The 17,758-nt window shown below is 53.9% G+C and carries 15 protein-coding genes; 8 read left to right on the plus strand and 7 right to left on the minus strand.

Annotation, left to right across the window (positions count from 1 at the left end; translation table 11 throughout):
* Positions 1-26: 26 nt before the first annotated feature.
* The 3 genes from mnmG to asnC form a co-directional block, all read right to left on the minus strand.
* The gene (gene mnmG / locus O3S68_RS23560) at positions 27-1,916 is read right to left on the minus strand and encodes a tRNA uridine-5-carboxymethylaminomethyl(34) synthesis enzyme MnmG (RefSeq protein WP_045514646.1); all 1,890 of its coding nucleotides are present in this window, start codon (positions 1,914-1,916) and stop codon (positions 27-29) included.
* A gap of 372 nt (positions 1,917-2,288) precedes the next feature.
* Positions 2,289-2,738 (minus strand): FMN-binding protein MioC, encoded by a 450-nt coding sequence (gene mioC / locus O3S68_RS23565; RefSeq protein ID WP_045514644.1) that lies wholly within the window; start codon positions 2,736-2,738, stop codon positions 2,289-2,291.
* Between the two features lie 118 nt (positions 2,739-2,856).
* A complete protein-coding gene (gene asnC / locus O3S68_RS23570) occupies positions 2,857-3,315 on the minus strand; it encodes a transcriptional regulator AsnC (protein WP_007369362.1) in 459 nt (152 codons plus the stop codon).
* Positions 3,316-3,465: 150 nt separating this feature from the next.
* Between asnC and asnA the strand changes: the two genes are divergently transcribed.
* Positions 3,466-4,458: an aspartate--ammonia ligase gene (gene asnA, locus O3S68_RS23575; RefSeq protein WP_269232646.1), complete on the plus strand. Its 993-nt coding sequence runs from the start codon at positions 3,466-3,468 to the stop codon at positions 4,456-4,458.
* Here asnA and viaA read toward each other — a convergent pair.
* Both viaA and ravA read right to left on the minus strand, forming a co-directional pair.
* The gene (gene viaA, locus O3S68_RS23580) at positions 4,455-5,906 is read right to left on the minus strand and encodes an ATPase RavA stimulator ViaA (protein ID WP_269232647.1); all 1,452 of its coding nucleotides are present in this window, start codon (positions 5,904-5,906) and stop codon (positions 4,455-4,457) included. The two genes, asnA and viaA, sit on opposite strands and share 4 nt — an antisense overlap.
* Positions 5,900-7,399: an ATPase RavA gene (gene ravA / locus O3S68_RS23585; protein WP_269232648.1), complete on the minus strand. Its 1,500-nt coding sequence runs from the start codon at positions 7,397-7,399 to the stop codon at positions 5,900-5,902. The genes viaA and ravA overlap by 7 nt, the downstream gene beginning before the upstream one ends.
* Before the next feature lie 223 nt (positions 7,400-7,622).
* On the opposite strand from ravA, the gene kup reads away from it, so the two are divergent.
* The 7 genes from kup (at position 7,623) to rbsR (ending at position 15,550) form a co-directional block, all read left to right on the plus strand.
* Positions 7,623-9,491 carry a low affinity potassium transporter Kup gene (gene kup, locus O3S68_RS23590; RefSeq protein ID WP_020455870.1) on the plus strand — a complete coding sequence of 623 codons (1,869 nt, stop codon included), beginning with the start codon at positions 7,623-7,625 and terminating at the stop codon, positions 9,489-9,491.
* A 204-nt stretch (positions 9,492-9,695) separates the two neighbouring features.
* Positions 9,696-10,115: a D-ribose pyranase gene (gene rbsD / locus O3S68_RS23595; RefSeq protein WP_160271446.1), complete on the plus strand. Its 420-nt coding sequence runs from the start codon at positions 9,696-9,698 to the stop codon at positions 10,113-10,115.
* A gap of 7 nt (positions 10,116-10,122) precedes the next feature.
* A complete protein-coding gene (gene rbsA / locus O3S68_RS23600; protein ID WP_020455872.1) occupies positions 10,123-11,628 on the plus strand; it encodes a ribose ABC transporter ATP-binding protein RbsA in 1,506 nt (501 codons plus the stop codon).
* A gap of 5 nt (positions 11,629-11,633) precedes the next feature.
* Positions 11,634-12,599, plus strand: coding sequence for a ribose ABC transporter permease (gene rbsC / locus O3S68_RS23605; protein WP_020455873.1), 966 nt, complete (start codon positions 11,634-11,636; stop codon positions 12,597-12,599).
* Between the two features lie 26 nt (positions 12,600-12,625).
* A complete protein-coding gene (gene rbsB / locus O3S68_RS23610; RefSeq protein WP_025263782.1) occupies positions 12,626-13,516 on the plus strand; it encodes a ribose ABC transporter substrate-binding protein RbsB in 891 nt (296 codons plus the stop codon).
* 108 nt (positions 13,517-13,624) lie between these two features.
* Positions 13,625-14,554, plus strand: coding sequence for a ribokinase (gene rbsK, locus O3S68_RS23615; RefSeq protein WP_269232649.1), 930 nt, complete (start codon positions 13,625-13,627; stop codon positions 14,552-14,554).
* A 3-nt stretch (positions 14,555-14,557) separates the two neighbouring features.
* Positions 14,558-15,550 (plus strand): ribose operon transcriptional repressor RbsR, encoded by a 993-nt coding sequence (gene rbsR, locus O3S68_RS23620; RefSeq protein WP_097407231.1) that lies wholly within the window; start codon positions 14,558-14,560, stop codon positions 15,548-15,550.
* On the opposite strand, the gene mdtD is transcribed toward rbsR, so the two are convergent.
* The gene (gene mdtD / locus O3S68_RS23625; protein WP_020455876.1) at positions 15,542-16,945 is read right to left on the minus strand and encodes a multidrug transporter subunit MdtD; all 1,404 of its coding nucleotides are present in this window, start codon (positions 16,943-16,945) and stop codon (positions 15,542-15,544) included. The genes rbsR and mdtD overlap by 9 nt on opposite strands.
* Before the next feature lie 11 nt (positions 16,946-16,956).
* A complete protein-coding gene (locus tag O3S68_RS23630) occupies positions 16,957-17,646 on the minus strand; it encodes a FadR/GntR family transcriptional regulator (protein WP_020455877.1) in 690 nt (229 codons plus the stop codon).
* Between the last annotated feature and the right edge of the window lie 112 nt (positions 17,647-17,758).

Here is a 17,758-nt window from a genome sequence, read left to right on the forward strand (position 1 = left end):
CGGTAAAACCGGGCAGATAAGTAAGATTAGGCGCTACGGCGCAGCATACCTTGTTTTTTCAGCCACACCAGCAGAATGGAGATCGCCGCCGGGGTAATGCCGGAAATGCGTGATGCCTGGCCAATGGACGACGGCTTATGATCGTTAAGCTTGGCGATCACTTCGTTGGAAAGCCCGTTAACCTGGCGGTAATCCAGCGTTGCGGGCAACAGAGTATTCTCATTGCGTTGCTGTTTTTCGATCTCATCCTGCTGACGCGCAATATAACCCTCGTATTTCACCTGGATTTCCACCTGCTCGGCAGCTTGTTGATCGTCCAGGCCCGGAGCGAACGGCGCCAACTGAACCAGTTGCTCGTAGGTCATCTCAGGACGACGCAGCAGATCTTCGCCGCTGGCTTCGCGCGATAACGGCGCAGTCAGATGTTCGTTGACCGCAGGCGCATGTTCAGAGGCTGGCGATACCCACTGAGATTTCAGGCGCTGACGTTCACGCTCGATAGTCTCCAGTTTTTCGTTGAAACGCGCCCAGCGCTCGTCATCCACCAGACCCAGCTCACGACCCGCTTCCGTCAGGCGCAGATCGGCATTGTCTTCGCGCAGCATCAGGCGGTACTCCGCGCGGGAGGTAAACATACGGTACGGCTCTTTTGTCCCCAGGGTGCAGAGATCGTCCACCAGTACGCCGAGATAAGCCTGATCGCGACGCGGCGCCCAGCCCTCTTTTTCGGCAGAGAAGCGCGCGGCATTAAGCCCCGCCAGCAGCCCCTGGGCCGCAGCTTCTTCGTATCCGGTGGTGCCGTTAATCTGGCCAGCAAAGAACAGACCCTGAATAAATTTGCTTTCAAGCGTAGGTTTCAGATCGCGCGGATCGAAGAAGTCGTACTCAATGGCGTAGCCAGGGCGAACAATCTTCGCGTTTTCCATCCCCTGCATGGAACGCACAATTTGCATCTGCACATCAAACGGCAGGCTGGTGGAGATACCGTTCGGGTAAATTTCGTTGGAGGTTAGTCCTTCCGGCTCAAGGAAGATCTGGTGCTGATTGCGATCGGCAAAGCGCATGACTTTATCTTCGATCGACGGGCAGTAACGCGGGCCGATCCCTTCGATAACACCGGCATACATCGGGCTGCGATCGAGGTTATTGCGGATCACATCGTGGGTTTTTTCATTGGTATGCGTGACATAGCACGGCACCTGACGCGGATGCTGCGCGACGTTGCCCATAAACGAGAACACCGGCATCGGGTTATCGCCATGCTGCTGGGCCAGAACGCTGAAATCGATAGTGCGCGCGTCAATACGCGGCGGTGTACCGGTTTTCAGGCGGCTGACGCGCAACGGCAGTTCGCGCAGACGACGCGACAGCGGAATCGATGGCGGATCGCCCGCACGACCACCGCTGTAGTTATCAAGACCAATATGGATTTTACCGTCGAGGAATGTCCCTACGGTCAGCACCACCGCTTTCGCACGGAATTTGAGCCCCATCTGGGTCACGGCACCCACAACGCGATCGTTTTCGACGATCAGATCTTCAACCGCCTGCTGGAAGATCATCAGGTTCGGTTGGTTTTCAAGCGCTGTTCGCACTGCCTGGCGGTAAAGCACGCGGTCTGCCTGCGCACGTGTCGCACGGACTGCCGGGCCTTTGCTGGCGTTTAGTATCCTAAACTGAATACCCGCCTGATCGATCGCCTTCGCCATCAGCCCGCCGAGCGCATCCACTTCTTTTACCAGGTGTCCTTTCCCAATACCGCCAATCGCCGGGTTGCAGCTCATCTGCCCCAGCGTGTCGATATTGTGTGTCAACAGCAGGGTCTGCTGACCCATACGCGCTGCGGCCATCGCGGCCTCAGTGCCTGCATGACCCCCGCCAATGATAATGACGTCAAAAGGATCCGGATAAAACATGGTGGTATGCCTCGCCTGAGCGGTTAGAAATAGGATTGAAGCCTGGGCCGTGGATTCTACTCAACTTTAGTCCAGTGAGAAAGGATCGGATCCCGGCTATTAAAAAGAAGATCTTTTATATGTAGAGATCTGTTCTATTGTGATCTCTTATTAGGATCGACAGGTGCTGTGGATAACCCTGATCATCACTTTAAGATCAAGTCATTAGTGAGGATCATTAGCTGTGAATGATCGGTGATCCTGAACCGTATAAGCTGGGATCAGAATGGCTAGTTATACACAAGTCAAAAACTGAACTGCAGTTGCTAATGGGATAACTACCGGTTGATCAGTGCTTTTAAGCATAGTTATCCACATCTGATCGCACGATCTTTAATCGTTATTGAGTAAATTTTTCCAAGATCCCAGCCATTCTTCCGCTGGATCTTCCGGAATATCGTGATCAAGGATGTTGATCTTCAGCGTTTCGCCGATCTGTTTTGCTCCGCACGCCGTTAATGAAGCTTCCAGTTTTTCGATCGCCTGACAGAACGTGTCATATTCGCGGCTACCGATACCAATAGCGCCAAAGCGTACCTGGGAGAGATCCGGTTTTTGCGCGTTCAAATCGTCTAAAAGCGGCTGCAGGTTTTCGGGCAGATCGCCCGCACCATGAGTGGAACTGACCACCAGCCAGGTGCCCTGCAAAGCAAGATCCTCTAAAAGCGGGCCGTGCAGCGTCTCGGTACTGAAACCCGCGTCTTCCAGCTTTTCCGCCAGATGTTCCGCCACATATTCCGCGCCGCCAAGGGTGCTGCCGCTAATAAGAGTGATGTCTGCCATGAAGCCCGCTCCGTTTTACCCGCCATTCGGCGATAAATAGGGGGGCATTGTACGCTGTGAATGGGCTGGGATCTACCTGTGGACAATACGGGTATTATTTGAGGATGAAAACGCCCGGTTAAGGGCGGATCGTGCGCATGATCGGGTTTTGCAGGGAGATCAGCGTCTCCGTGGATTGAATTTCATCAATTGTTTGGATCTTGTTGATAAGTACCTGCTGCAAGGCGTCAATGGATCGACACATTACCTTAATAAAGATGCTGTAGTGCCCGGTGGTGTAATAAGCCTCGGTCACCTCTTCCAGACTTTCCAGCTTCGCCAGCGCGGAGGGGTAATCTTTGGCGCTTTTCAAAATAATGCCGATAAAACAGCAGACGTCATATCCCAGTTGTTTCGGGCTTACATCAATGCGCGCACCGGTAATGATCCCTGCCTGCTTCATTTTCTCTACGCGCACGTGAATAGTGCCGGGGCTGACGCCGAACTGTTTGGCAAGCTCGGCATAGGCGGTACGCGCATTTGCCATTAAGGCATCCAGGATGCCGCGGTCCAGATTGTCGATCTGATAATTTTCCATAGAATTTTCTTATGAAGAATAATGATTCTTTCTATTTTAGCTTGCTGTATTAACGAATCAAAAGCGTTACCGGCTTTTTAATTGTGCATTATTGAGTTATTGCGATGTTTTATTGCTTAATGCATAGCAACAGGACACAGGAGTAACATAATGAAAACCGCTTACATCGCCAGACAACGTCAGATTGCTTTCGTGAAATCTTTTTTCTCTCGCCAGCTGGAGGAGAAACTGGGGCTGATTGAAGTTCAGGCGCCGATCCTTAGCCACGTGGGTGATGGCACGCAGGATAACCTGTCGGGGTGCGAAAAAGCGGTACAGGTCAATGTGAAAACGTTACCGGATGCCCGTTTCGAAGTGGTGCATTCACTGGCTAAATGGAAACGTCAGACGCTGGGCCAGCACGACTTCAGCGCCGGTGAAGGGCTATACACGCACATGAAAGCCCTGCGCCCGGATGAAGATCGCCTTTCTTCTATTCACTCCGTCTATGTGGATCAGTGGGACTGGGAACGCGTACTCGGTGATGATCAACGCAAGCTGACCACGTTAAAAAGCACTGTAGAGTCGATCTGGTCAGGGATCAAAGAGACTGAAGCTGTCGTCAGCGAGCGATTTGGTCTGGCACCGTTCCTGCCAGAGCAGATCCACTTTGTACACAGCGAAGCGCTGCTCAGCCGCTTTCCGCATCTCGACGCCAAAGGTCGCGAGAGAGCGATCGCGAAAGAGCTGGGCGCGGTGTTCCTGATGGGCATTGGCGGCAAACTTAGCGACGGCAAGCGTCATGATGTGCGTGCGCCGGATTATGATGACTGGAGCACGGCGGCGGAAGCGGGTTTCAGCGGTTTGAATGGCGATATTCTGGTGTGGAACCCGGTACTGGAAGACGCGCTGGAACTGTCGTCGATGGGCATTCGCGTCGATGCCGACACCTTAAAACGCCAGTTAAAGCTGACCGGCGATGAAGATCGCTTACAACTGGAGTGGCACCAGGCGCTGTTGCGCGGTGAGATGCCACAAACTATCGGCGGCGGCATCGGTCAATCGCGCCTTACCATGCTGCTACTGCAATTACCGCACATCGGGCAAGTGCAGTGCGGCGTGTGGCCTGCGCACGTCCGCGAGCAGGTTTCCGGCCTGCTTTAACGCCGCCAGCGCCGTAACAGGCGGCTGCGCATCCCGGTGTCGAAGCGCCAGATATGGTCGAAGATACGCATGATGCCGGGCTTGCCGTGGGACGACATCGCCACCGCGTGAAAGCGATGTTGATGAATATGCTGGAGTTCCTTTACCTTACTGACGACATCGTCCGGCAGGCGCTGGGCGATAAAATCCGAAATCACCACTGCATCCGCGTCATACCACTCTCCGCCCTGCATCCGTTCGATGATCGCGCGAAAACAACTCGCCAGATCGGTGCCACCGCGAAAGCGCTGGCTGAGAAAACGGATCGCCTGCTCCAGCCCCTGCGCACTGGTAAGTTCATAGCGCACCACTTCGCTGGAAAACAGCATAATAAAACAGCGCCGTTTGTCCGCCAGCGCCACGCGCATTAACGCCAGGCAGAACGCTTTGGCGCACTGCTCATTAAAGCCGCCCATGGAACCGGAGGTATCGACACAGACAATGAAGGGGCCGCGCGGTTGCTGGTCAAAATCCTGGTGAACAACCGGGCGTTCCGTCACTTTTTCCCGCCAGGCATCGCCATGCAGGCGATAAGTCAGCAACTGTTTTTCCACCAGCCGTCGGTAAAACTCATACTCCAGTTCGGTAATACCCAGCGTTGCCAGCTCCGGCGGCAATAAGCGCAGGATATCGTCGCTCTGATGCAGTCCGTCAACCTGCTCCGGTACGATTGCCGGTTCGCGCACCATGGTGCGGAAGGTTTCCATCGGCGCATCTTTACGCGGCACCGACCTGGCTTCCCGTGAGCGGCCAAGCTGTTCCGCCAGTTGCTGGAGTTCCGGTTGCTCTTTGAGAAAATCACCGTACTTCACGATCAACTGATAATCACCGCGTTTGAGCTGCCCGGCGCTCATATCCCATAGCCTGCCTGCAGCGTTTTCATTTTCGATCAGGACCGGTTCTAGCTGGCCGCTGAGCGTCATGCGTTCCTGCACTTCACTGAGCAGCTGCTCACGCTCCTCTTCCAGTAACTGCTGGTTGAAAGCGGTAGTTTGCACCACCAGGCTCAGCCGCCAGCGTTGCAAAAACAGGGTATGCAGCGCGGGCGTGAAAACCGGGTTATCGGCAACCATTTGTCGCGCCTGGGTGGCAAAAGGGGAGTGCAGCTTATCCAGCAATGCCAGAATTTGTGGCAACTGAATAGTAAATTGCGAAGTCGAAAGCAACTGATTTTGCTGGTAGCTAAGCACCTCTTGCGCCAGCTCCGGCGGTACTTCCGCCTCTTTCAGATGCTTTTTCAGTGCCTCGCGCCAGCGCGGCACATCTTCTGTTATCGCATGTTTAAGTTTTGGAAATTTTTCGAAAAACAGCGCCAGTTGCGGTGAAGCCAGCAGGAGGACGATAAGTTCTTCAACTAACGCCTCCTCACTGATGGTGAGTATTACATTCAGAGTTTCCAGCGTTAGCATTGCCGCGCCTGTTGGATCTGCGCTCTGACATCCTGCAGGCTGGCTTCAATGCGACCTAACCAGTCGGCGGCAATAAACAGGCATTTTTGCTGTTCGCTAAAGCGGGTGTGCTGCTGGTGCCAGGTATTGTCCAGTGCTTCCAGTTGTTGCTTGATCTCTTCCGGCACATTTTCAGTGGTACTGCCACCGGGCAGGGCAAGACGCGATCCTTGCAGGCTGACGTCGCGGATCAACAGATGCAGGCTGGTATCCACTTCCAGATTCAGCACTTGCGCAAAACCAATGCCGTTGAGTTTGCCGCGGATCTCACCGCCTTTCGCCAGCCACTGCTCCAGCGCACCGCGTTCAATAGTGACGTGGATAACCTGCAAATCATGCAATTTTAACGGCTGTTGCAGAAGGAGGGTCAACACCGGTTCGGTTAAACCGGCGGGTAACTCATAATGCGGCTTACGGCTGAACATCCCGCCCTGACGGCTCACTTTGAGTGCTGTTTTGTCGCTTTGTTGTTGCTGAAGTTGCAGGTGGCGCTGCGAAATTGTGGTGAGCTGCGCAATCATCGATTGCTGCTGCCAGGCGTGCCCGGTCATCAATACTTCCAGTTGCTGTTCCAGCAGACGCATGCCTTCCGCATCGTGCCACAGGCAATCTTTCAGCAGGATTAAATCAATCGGCGCGACTGCATCGCGACCGCTGAAAAAGGCGCTGGCCTGTAACAGGCGGATAGCCTTTTTCCAGCGACGATCGGAAACATACGGCGCACTCGGCAACGCATCCAGCTGCTGGCGCAACGTATAAATAAGCTCAAAGACATTATCCGGCAGTTTGACCTTGCCAATCTCCTGTTGCCAGCTGGCGTACTCTTCATCGGTGATTCGCAACTCAGCTGGCACCGGATTGTCGTTCTCATCCTGCTGGCTAATCAGCATCGAGCGGAAATTGCCCTTCTCCTGTACTTTGTCGAGCCACAGGCGAATCAACATGCGGTCATATAGCGCTTCAAGGCTGCTGTCCGCTTCGGGCAGTTCGTTTGAGGCGGCCACCAGCAGGCGCATGGGGATTTTCTCTTCGCTGGCACCATTGCGAAAACGCCGTTCGTTAATTGCGGTCAGCAGGGTGTTGAGAATGGCCGGACCGGCTTTCCAGATCTCATCCAGAAAGACAATTTCAGCTTCCGGTAAATAGCCGCTGGTTAAACGCTCATAGCGACCTTCATCTTTCAGCGCCTGAATGGAAAGCGGGCCAAACACCTCTTCCGGTGTGGAGAAACGGGTCATCAAATATTCGAAAGCGCGGGCATGTTTGAAGGCAAACTTCAGACGGCGAGCAATCAAGCTTTTGGCAATGCCCGGCGGGCCAAGAAGAAACACACTCTCACCGCTTAGTGCCGCCAGCAAACACAGGCGAATGGCGTGGCTGCGCTCGAAGAGTCCTTTTTCCAGTGCGCTGCTTAAGCGGGAAATTCTTTCTGCTAATAAATGTGAGTGAGCCATAATAGATTTGCGTCCTTTCGCCGTGTTATCCGGCTTGCAAAAGCGAGTATAGACGTTCCTGAAAGGGCTTGTAATAGACTGAAGAACGGCTTTATTTTCTTTGCGCCAGATTAATGTGGCCGCATTTAGGGGTACGATTTCGCAAATAATCGTGCATACTGTGCGCTTTTTGTGGGCCAAGGGACTAAGCACACATTGTGGCATTCAATTAAAAGATTAGTCTATGAGCACTGATAATAAGCAATCATTGCCCGCGGTTACGCTTGCGGCGATTGGGGTTGTCTACGGTGATATCGGTACCAGCCCGCTTTATACACTTCGTGAATGTTTGTCCGGTCAGTTCGGCTTTGGTGTTGAACGGGATGCTGTGTTCGGCTTTCTGTCGCTCATCTTCTGGCTGCTAATTTTCGTTGTCTCCATTAAGTACCTGACCTTTGTGATGCGGGCAGATAACGCCGGTGAAGGCGGGATCTTAACCCTGATGTCGCTGGCCGGGCGCAATACATCCGCAAGGATGACCTCGGTGCTGGTGATCATGGGACTGATTGGCGGCAGCTTCTTCTATGGCGAAGTGGTCATCACGCCCGCCATCTCGGTGATGTCGGCGATAGAGGGGCTGGAAATTATCGCGCCTTCGCTCGACGCCTGGATTGTTCCGCTGTCGATTGTGGTGTTAACCCTGCTGTTCGCGATCCAGAAACACGGTACTGGTCTTGTGGGTAAGCTGTTTGCGCCCATTATGCTGGCGTGGTTTTTGATTCTCGCGGTGCTCGGTGCACGCAGCATTATTGATAATCCTGAGGTGTTGCAGGCGCTGAACCCCGTTTGGGCGGTGAACTTCTTCCTGCAATATAAAGCTATCTCCTTTGTGGCGCTGGGCGCGGTGGTGCTGTCGATCACCGGGGTGGAAGCGCTGTATGCGGATATGGGCCACTTCGGTAAGCTGCCGATCCGCGTGGCGTGGTTTATCGTTGTGCTGCCGTCGCTGGTGCTGAACTACTTTGGCCAGGGCGCGTTGCTACTGAAAACGCCGGAAGCGATTAAAAACCCCTTCTTCCTGCTTGCGCCGGAATGGGCGCTGATCCCAATGCTGATTATCGCCACGCTGGCGACGGTGATTGCCTCGCAGGCGGTGATTTCCGGCGTGTTCTCGCTGACGCGCCAGGCCGTGCGTCTGGGGTATCTGGCACCGATGCGCATCATCCATACCTCGGAGATGGAATCCGGGCAGATCTATATCCCGTTCATTAACTGGCTGCTCTACTTTGCAGTGGTGCTGGTTATTGTCAGCTTTGAGCACTCCAGTAACCTGGCGGCGGCGTACGGTATCGCCGTAACCGGTACGATGGTGCTGACCTCCATTCTCTCCACCACGGTGGCGCGCAAAAACTGGCACTGGAACAAAGTGCTGGTGGGGCTGCTTCTGCTTTTATTCCTCTCTATCGATGTGCCGCTGTTCTCGGCGAACCTCGATAAAATCGTCTCCGGCGGTTGGTTGCCATTAACCCTGGGGCTGGTGATGTTCATGGTCATGACGACCTGGAAGAGCGAGCGTTTCCGCCTGCTGCGCCGTATGCATGAACACGGTAACTCTCTGGAGGCGATGATTGCCTCGCTGGAGAAATCACCGCCGGTGCGCGTACCGGGCACAGCGGTGTATATGTCGCGGGCATTGAACGTTATTCCGTTCGCGATGATGCATAACCTGAAGCACAACAAGGTGCTGCATGAGCGAGTGATCCTGCTGACCCTGCGTACTGAAGATGCGCCGTATGTGCACAATGTACGCCGGGTGCAGATTGAGCAATTGTCGCCGACTTTCTGGCGTGTGGTGGCGAGCTACGGCTGGCGCGAAACGCCAAATGTGGAAGAGGTGTTCCACCGTTGCGGGCTGGAAGGGCTGAACTGTCGCATGATGGAAACCTCGTTCTTTATGTCGCATGAGTCGTTGATTCTGGGCAAACGTCCCTGGTATTTGCGTCTGCGCGGTAAGCTCTATCTGGTGCTGCAGCGCAACGCGCTACGCGCGCCAGACCAGTTTGAGATCCCGCCAAATAGGGTGATAGAACTGGGAACGCAGGTCGAAATTTAATGCTAATAAAACCCCTCTCCACGAGGGGTTTTTGCTATTAATTACTGTCTATTTCACTTAAAACAGGAAAGCTGTTTTTTTCATCATTTCGACAAGCGAAACGTTTCGATATCGATCACACTTCTGTAACGGCAAGATGGTTTTCTGCACATTCTTCGTACTACACTGCATCCAGCGAAACGTTTCGCTGATGGAGCATAAAAAATGAAAAAAGGTCGTGTGCTTAACGCTGATATCTCGTCAGTCATCTCTCGTCTTGGTCATACCGATTCGCTGGTGGTGTGTGATGCCGGGTTGCCGGTGCCGCGTAACACGCAACGTATTGATTTGGCATTAACGCAGGGCGTGCCTTCCTTTATGCAAGTACTGGAAGTGGTGACGGCGGAAATGCAGGTTGAGTCCGCGATTATCGCCTCGGAGATTAAGCAGCATAATCCGCAGCTCCATGAAACGTTGCTCAAGCATATTGAGCAGCTGCAGCAACACCAGGGAAATAACATAGAAGTGCGGTACGTTACGCACGAGCAATTTAAAAAACACACCGCGGACAGTCATGCGGTGATTCGCAGCGGGGAGTGTTCCCCGTTTGCGAATATCATTCTCTGTGCTGGCGTGACCTTCTGAGGCCATCATGGACGCGTTACTACAACTCAAAGGCATCGACAAAGCCTTTCCCGGCGTAAAAGCCCTCTCCGGCGCGGCGCTGAATGTTTACCCAGGCCGCGTAATGGCTCTGGTGGGTGAAAACGGCGCCGGCAAATCAACGATGATGAAAGTGCTGACGGGTATCTACACCCGTGACGCCGGTTCGCTGCTGTGGTTAGGCAAAGAAACCACCTTCACCGGGCCGAAATCCTCCCAGGAAGCCGGTATTGGCATCATCCACCAGGAACTGAACCTGATCCCGCAACTCACCATTGCCGAGAACATCTTTCTCGGCCGCGAGTTTGTGAATCGCTTTGGCAAAATCGACTGGAAAAAGATGTTTGCCGAAGCTGACAAACTGCTGGCGAAGCTGAATCTGCGTTTTAAAAGCGAGCGGCTGGTCGGCGAACTGTCGATTGGCGATCAGCAGATGGTCGAAATCGCCAAAGTGATGAGCTACGAATCGCAGGTCATCATTATGGATGAGCCAACCGATGCCCTGACCGATACCGAAACCGAATCGCTGTTTCGTGTCATTCGCGAGCTGAAATCGCAGGGGCGCGGCATCGTCTATATTTCTCACCGCATGAAAGAGATCTTCGAGATTTGCGATGACGTGACCGTCTTTCGTGACGGGCAATTTATTGCCGAACGCGAAGTAGCCACGCTGACCGAAGATACGCTGATTGAAATGATGGTAGGCCGCAAACTGGAAGATCAATATCCGCGGCTGGATAAAGCGCCGGGCGAAATTCGCCTTACCGTTGATAAGCTCTGTGGGCCGGGCGTGGAAAACGTCAGTTTTACACTGCGTAAAGGCGAAATTCTTGGCGTGGCCGGATTGATGGGCGCGGGGCGCACCGAGCTGATGAAAGTGCTGTATGGCGCGCTGCCGCGCACCAGCGGTTATGTCACGCTCGACGGCCATGAAGTGATCACCCGCTCACCGCAGGACGGGCTGGCAAACGGTATTGTTTATATTTCGGAAGACCGCAAGCGCGATGGCTTAGTGCTCGGCATGTCCGTGAAAGAGAATATGTCGCTGACTGCGCTGCGTTATTTCAGCCATGCGGGCGGTACGCTGAAACACAAAGATGAGCAGCAGGCGGTAAATGATTTTATTCGTCTGTTTAATGTGAAAACGCCTTCTATGGAGCAGGCCATTGGTTTGCTCTCCGGCGGGAATCAGCAAAAAGTGGCGATTGCTCGCGGTCTGATGACGCGGCCGAAAGTGCTGATCCTCGACGAGCCGACGCGTGGTGTCGACGTTGGGGCGAAAAAAGAGATTTATCAGTTAATTAACCAGTTTAAGGCCGATGGCCTGAGCATCATTCTTGTCTCCTCTGAAATGCCGGAAGTGCTGGGCATGAGCGATCGCATAATGGTGATGCATGAAGGGCATCTCGGCGGTGAATTCACGCGCGAGCAGGCCACTCAGGAAGTGTTGATGGCTGCCGCTGTGGGCAAGCTTAATCGTGTGAATCAGGAGTAAAAAAGATGACTACCCAGGCTGTTTCTGGTCGCCGTTATTTCACCAAAGCATGGTTGATGGAACAAAAATCGTTGATTGCCCTGCTGGTGCTGATTGCGATTGTCTCGACCATGAGCCCCAACTTTTTTACCGTCAATAACCTGTTAAACATTCTGCAACAGACCTCGGTCAACGCCATTATGGCGGTCGGTATGACGCTGGTTATTTTAACCTCGGGGATCGATCTGTCCGTCGGTTCCCTGTTAGCGCTCACCGGCGCGGTTGCCGCCTCGCTGGTGGGAATGGAAGTTAACGCGCTGGTGGCGGTTGTCGGCGCGCTGGCGCTCGGTGCGGCTGTTGGCGCACTGACCGGTACGATTGTCGCGAAAGGCCGCGTGCAGGCGTTTATCGCCACGCTGGTGATGATGTTGCTGCTGCGTGGTGTGACGCTGGTTTATACCAACGGTAGCCCGGTGAATACCGGTTTTACTGATAACGCGGATGTGTTTGGCTGGTTCGGTATTGGTCGCCCGTTCGGTATTCCGACACCGGTATGGTTGATGGCTATCGTCTTTATCGCGGCGTGGTATCTGTTGCATCACACCCGTTTGGGCCGCTATATCTATGCATTAGGCGGTAACGAGGCGGCGACGCGCTTGTCCGGTATCAGCGTTGATAAAGTCAAAGTTATCGTTTACTCCCTGTGCGGCCTTCTGGCCTCGCTGGCGGGCATTATTGAAGTGGCGCGTCTTTCCTCGGCGCAACCTACTGCGGGAGCAGGTTATGAGCTGGATGCTATCGCTGCGGTTGTTTTGGGTGGGACCAGTCTCGCAGGTGGCAAAGGACGTATTGTCGGTACACTAATCGGCGCATTGATCCTTGGCTTCCTCAATAATGGATTGAATTTGCTGAGCGTTTCCTCCTATTACCAGATGATCGTTAAAGCAGTGGTGATTCTGCTTGCGGTGCTGGTAGACAACAAAAAGCAGTAATTACCTACACAACAGGACTCATGAAAATGAACATGAAAAAACTGGCCACTCTGGTTTCTGCTGTTGCACTGAGCGCCACCGTAAGCGCAAACGCGATGGCGAAAGACTCTATTGCTCTGGTGATTTCCACGCTGAACAACCCGTTCTTCGTTTCCCTGAAGGATGGCGCGCAGAAAGAAGCGGACAAACTGGGTTATGACCTGGTGGTACTGGACTCGCAAAACAACCCGGCGAAAGAGCTGGCTAACGTGCAGGACCTGACCGTGCGCGGCACCAAATTGCTGCTGATCAACCCGACCGATTCCGACGCTGTAGGTAACGCTGTGAAAATGGCAAACCAGGCGAAAATCCCGGTAATCACCCTTGACCGTGTGGCTTCCAGCGGCGAAGTGGTAAGCCATATCGCTTCTGATAACGTACTGGGCGGCAAAATCGCCGGTGATTACATTGCTAAGAAAGCGGGCGAAGGCGCGAAAGTGATCGAACTGGCGGGTATTGCCGGGACGTCCGCTGCGCGTGAACGTGGTGAAGGCTTCCAGCAGGCAGTTGCTGCGCACAAATTCAACGTACTGGCCAGCCAGCCGGCTGACTTCGACCGCACTAAAGGCCTGAACGTGATGCAGAACCTGCTGACCGCGCATCCGGACGTGCAGGCTGTTTTCGCACAGAACGATGAAATGGCGCTGGGTGCGCTGCGCGCACTGCAAACTGCCGGTAAAACCGATGTGATGGTGGTCGGCTTTGACGGTACGCCAGACGGCGTGAAAGCGGTTAACGACGGTAAACTGGCGGCGACTATCGCTCAGTTGCCGGAGCAGATCGGCGCGAAAGGCGTGGATACCGCAGACAAAGTGCTGAAAGGTGAAAAAGTCTACGCCAAAAACCCGGTTGATCTGAAGCTGGTGGTTAAGCAGTAATTCGTCATTCTGGTGGAGGGCGCAATCCCGCCGCTGGAGGGACAATACAAAAAAGAAAAGCATGGCACGCGCCACCGAAAGGTGGCGCATTTTACGGACAAGCTCATCATGAAAACCGCAGGCAAACTCGTTGTCCTTGGCAGTATCAATGCCGATCACATTCTTAACCTTGAATCTTTCCCTACTCCGGGCGAAACCGTGACGGGCAGCCAGTATCAGGTGGCTTTTGGCGGTAAAGGGGCAAACCAGGCGGTAGCTGCCGGGCGTAGCGGTGCGGATATTGCGTTTATCGCCTGTACCGGCGATGACGATACCGGTGCGCGCGTGCGTAAACAGCTTGAGAGCGACAATATTGATGTTGCGCCGGTGAGCGTTGTCGCGGGCGAATCCACAGGTGTTGCGCTGATTTTCGTCAACGGTGAAGGTGAGAATGTTATCGGTATTCATGCGGGAGCGAATGCGGCGCTCTCAATTGATCGCGTCAACGCGCAGCATGACCTGATTGCGCAGGCTTCTGCGCTGTTAATGCAACTGGAATCACCGGTTGAAAGCGTACTGGCTGCGGCGCGTATTGCGCATCAGAACAATACCACCGTGGCGCTGAATCCGGCACCGGCGCGCGAGCTTTCCGATGAACTGCTGGCGCTGGTGGATATCATCACGCCAAATGAGACCGAAGCGGAAAAACTCACCGGAATTAAGGTGTCCAGCGACGAAGATGCCGCGCGGGCTGCACAGGCGCTGCATGCTAAAGGTATTAAAACGGTGATCATTACTCTCGGTAGCCGTGGTGTCTGGGCCAGCGTTAATGGCGAAGGCAAACGCGTACCGGGCTTTAAAGTGAAAGCCATCGATACCATTGCGGCGGGTGATACGTTTAACGGCGCGTTGCTGACCGCGCTACTGGAAGATAAACCTCTGGATGAGGCGATTCGTTTTGCTCATGCGGCGGCAGCGATTGCCGTCACGCGTAAGGGTGCGCAACCGTCTGTGCCGTGGCGCAACGAGATTGACGATTTTCTCTCTTCGCAGAGGTGACGCTTGGCGACCATGAAGGATGTTGCCCGCCTGGCGGGCGTTTCCACTTCAACCGTTTCCCACGTAATTAACAAAGATCGCTTTGTCAGTGAGGCTATCCGCGAAAAAGTGGAAACGGCGATCAAGACGCTGAACTACGCGCCTTCTGCTATCGCGCGTAGCCTGAAGATCAACCAGACGCGTACGATTGGCATGCTGATCACCGCCAGTACCAACCCCTTTTACTCGGAGCTGGTACGCGGCGTGGAGCGTAGCTGCTTCGAGCGGGGTTACAGTCTGGTGCTGTGCAACACCGAGGGTGACGAGCAGCGGATGAACCGCAACCTGGAAACATTGATGCAAAAACGCGTCGATGGATTGTTGTTGCTGTGTACCGAAACGCACCAGCCTTCGCAAGAGATTATGCAGCGCTACCCTTCAATTCCCACAGTAATGATGGACTGGGCACCCTTCGACGGCGACAGCGATCTGATTCAGGACAACTCGTTGCTCGGCGGCGATATGGCGACCCAGTATTTGATCAACAAAGGCCATACGCGTATTGCCTGCATTACCGGTCCGCTGGATAAGACTCCTGCACGTCTGCGGCTGGAAGGGTATCGCGAAGCGATGGCCCGCGCCGGGTTGGTGATCCGTGAAGGGGATGAGATCGAGAGCGATTTTGAGTTTGGCGGCGGTTTCGACGCGATGCAGGCATTGCTGGCAATGCACGAACGCCCGCAGGCGGTATTTATTGGTAATGATGCGATGGCCGTTGGCGCCTATCAGGCGCTGTACCAGGCAGGGCTGAAAATCCCGCAGGACATGGCGATCGTCGGTTATGACGACATTGAACTGGCGCGCTACATGACGCCGCCGCTCACCACTATTCATCAGCCGAAAGATGAACTGGGTGAGCTGGCGATTGATGTGCTTATTCACCGCATTGCGGAGCCTGGCCTGCAACAGCAGCGTTTGCAGCTCACGCCAATATTGATGGAGCGCGGCTCAGCCTGACTTTTTGTGCCGTTCTTTAATCAGGTTGCGACCATCTTTTGCTTTCAACAACATAAACACTAACGCGGAAATCAGCGTGATCGCGCCCATAGTGATAAAGGTGTAGTGGAATTGCTCCACTGTGTTTGTGCTGTCAAACCCTTCATAGAAACGCAGTACCGCTGCGCTAACCGCCACGCCGAGGCTAATCGACAGTTGCTGTGTTACCGCCAGCACACTATTACCGCTGCTGGCGTTCTCGTCAGTTAAGTCTGCAAGCGTAATAGTGTTCATTGAGGTGAACTGCGTGGACATTGCCATCCCGAGGATGAACAGCGGCAATACCAGCATCCATATTGCCATTGCTGGTGTTTGTAAGGCGAACTGGGCAATCATCAAACCAATAAACAGCGTGATTCCCACCAGTGTTTTACGGTAGCCAAGCCAGCGCAATATCTGGGTTACCATCGATTTTGCGAGGATAGAACCCAGCGCGGTGGGAGCCATCATGCAACCAGCGATCAATGCCGGATACCCGAACCCCACCTGTAACATCAGCGGCATCAGGAAAGGAACGCAGCCAGTACCCAACCGTGAAGCTATGTTCCCGGCGATCCCGACGGAGAAGGTGCGGGTGTTAAACAGGTTGAGTGAGATCAGCGGCGTTGGATGGCGGCGCGCGTGGCGAACGTAGGCCAGTAGCAGCAAAATGCCGCTCAGAATGATAGTAAAAGCGATCCAACTGGCGACCAGCTTCTCACCGAACAACTCCATTCCGCTTGAGAACAGCACCAGGCTCAAACCGAACAGGAAAAAACCGCCCATATCGAAACTGCGTCGTGGCGTGGTGAAGTTCGGCATGTATTTGCGGGCATAAAACAGACCGGCGAGGCCAATCGGAATATTAATTAAGAAGATCCAGTGCCAGCTTGCCCAGGTGACTAACACGCCGCCCATTACCGGTCCCAGAATCGGCCCGACCAGCCCTGGCATGGTGACGAAGTTCAGTACCGGCAGCAATTCGCTACGCGGATAAGCCCGAAGTAAAGCCAGGCGTGCAACCGGCATCATCATCGCGCCGCCGATCCCCTGAATCACGCGGAACACGACCAGCATCGGTAATGAATTAGAAAGTGCGCAGGCCAGCGAGCCAAGGGTAAACAGGCTAACTGCCAGCATAAAGACGCGCCGTGTGCCGAAGCGATCGGCCAGCCAGCCGCTCATGGGGATAAGCATGGCGACGGTCAGTGTGTAGCTGATAATCGCCGATTGCATTGCTAAAGGGGAACGCCCAAGGCTTTGTGCTATTGCAGGGAGTGCGGTATTAAGGATCGTGGCATCGAGTGCCTGCATAAAAAAAGCCATTGCCGCAATCCACGGCAGGCCGGCCATACTGCGCGCTTTCTTCTCTGTCATACCTGGTCCTGTTAATTCGGCGTATTCAATAATAGCTGGCACGCCCGGAACGCGCTGTCGCCATCGCTTTCCTGGATGGCGTCCACAATCGCCTGGTGAAGGTCGAGCTTGACCACTTCATTTTGTGTAATAGAGGTAAAGTAGGTGTGATAGATAGAATGAAACAGTGTGGAGAATGAAATAAGAAACGGATTATCGCTCATCGCATAGATATGTTCATGCCATGCCATATCGACTTCTACCCAGCGTTCGCGGTTGAAGTTCTTTTTCAACAACACCATCTCTTCCATTAATGTATTGAGATACGCTTTTTGTTCCGCGCTACCCAGCGTGGCGGCGAGCAGACACGCCTGAGGCTCAAGACTGCTGCGCATAATGAGAAAGTGTTGAACAACGTCCTGGAAGTTATCCTCATGCATCCACCAGGAGAGCAGTTCCTTATCAAGGAAGTTCCAGTTTCCGCGCGGCATGACGCGAGTACCAATACGCGGGCGGGGAAGCACCATCCCTTTTGCGGTTAATGTCTTTACCGCTTCTCTGACCGCGGTGCGGCTTACGCCAAACTTCTCACCCAGCTCCATCTCACCCGGCAGAATACTTCCTGGAGCATATTCTCCCTTCAGGATTTGTTGCGCCAGTTTCTCAGCCAGAACCCAGGAGATGTTTTTCTGCGCGGCAAGTTGTTGTGCGTTTAGCGGCATTTTTACTTCCTTATTTCTTTATTTCACTGGCTAGTATGCCATTCGATACCTTTCAGTGGTGGTAAAAACAGCGAAATCGGCAATTTATGCCGCTTTTTACCACGCTTTGTTG

It is taken from the genome of Kosakonia sp. SOY2 (assembly GCF_027109175.1).
Classification (GTDB): domain Bacteria; phylum Pseudomonadota; class Gammaproteobacteria; order Enterobacterales; family Enterobacteriaceae; genus Kosakonia.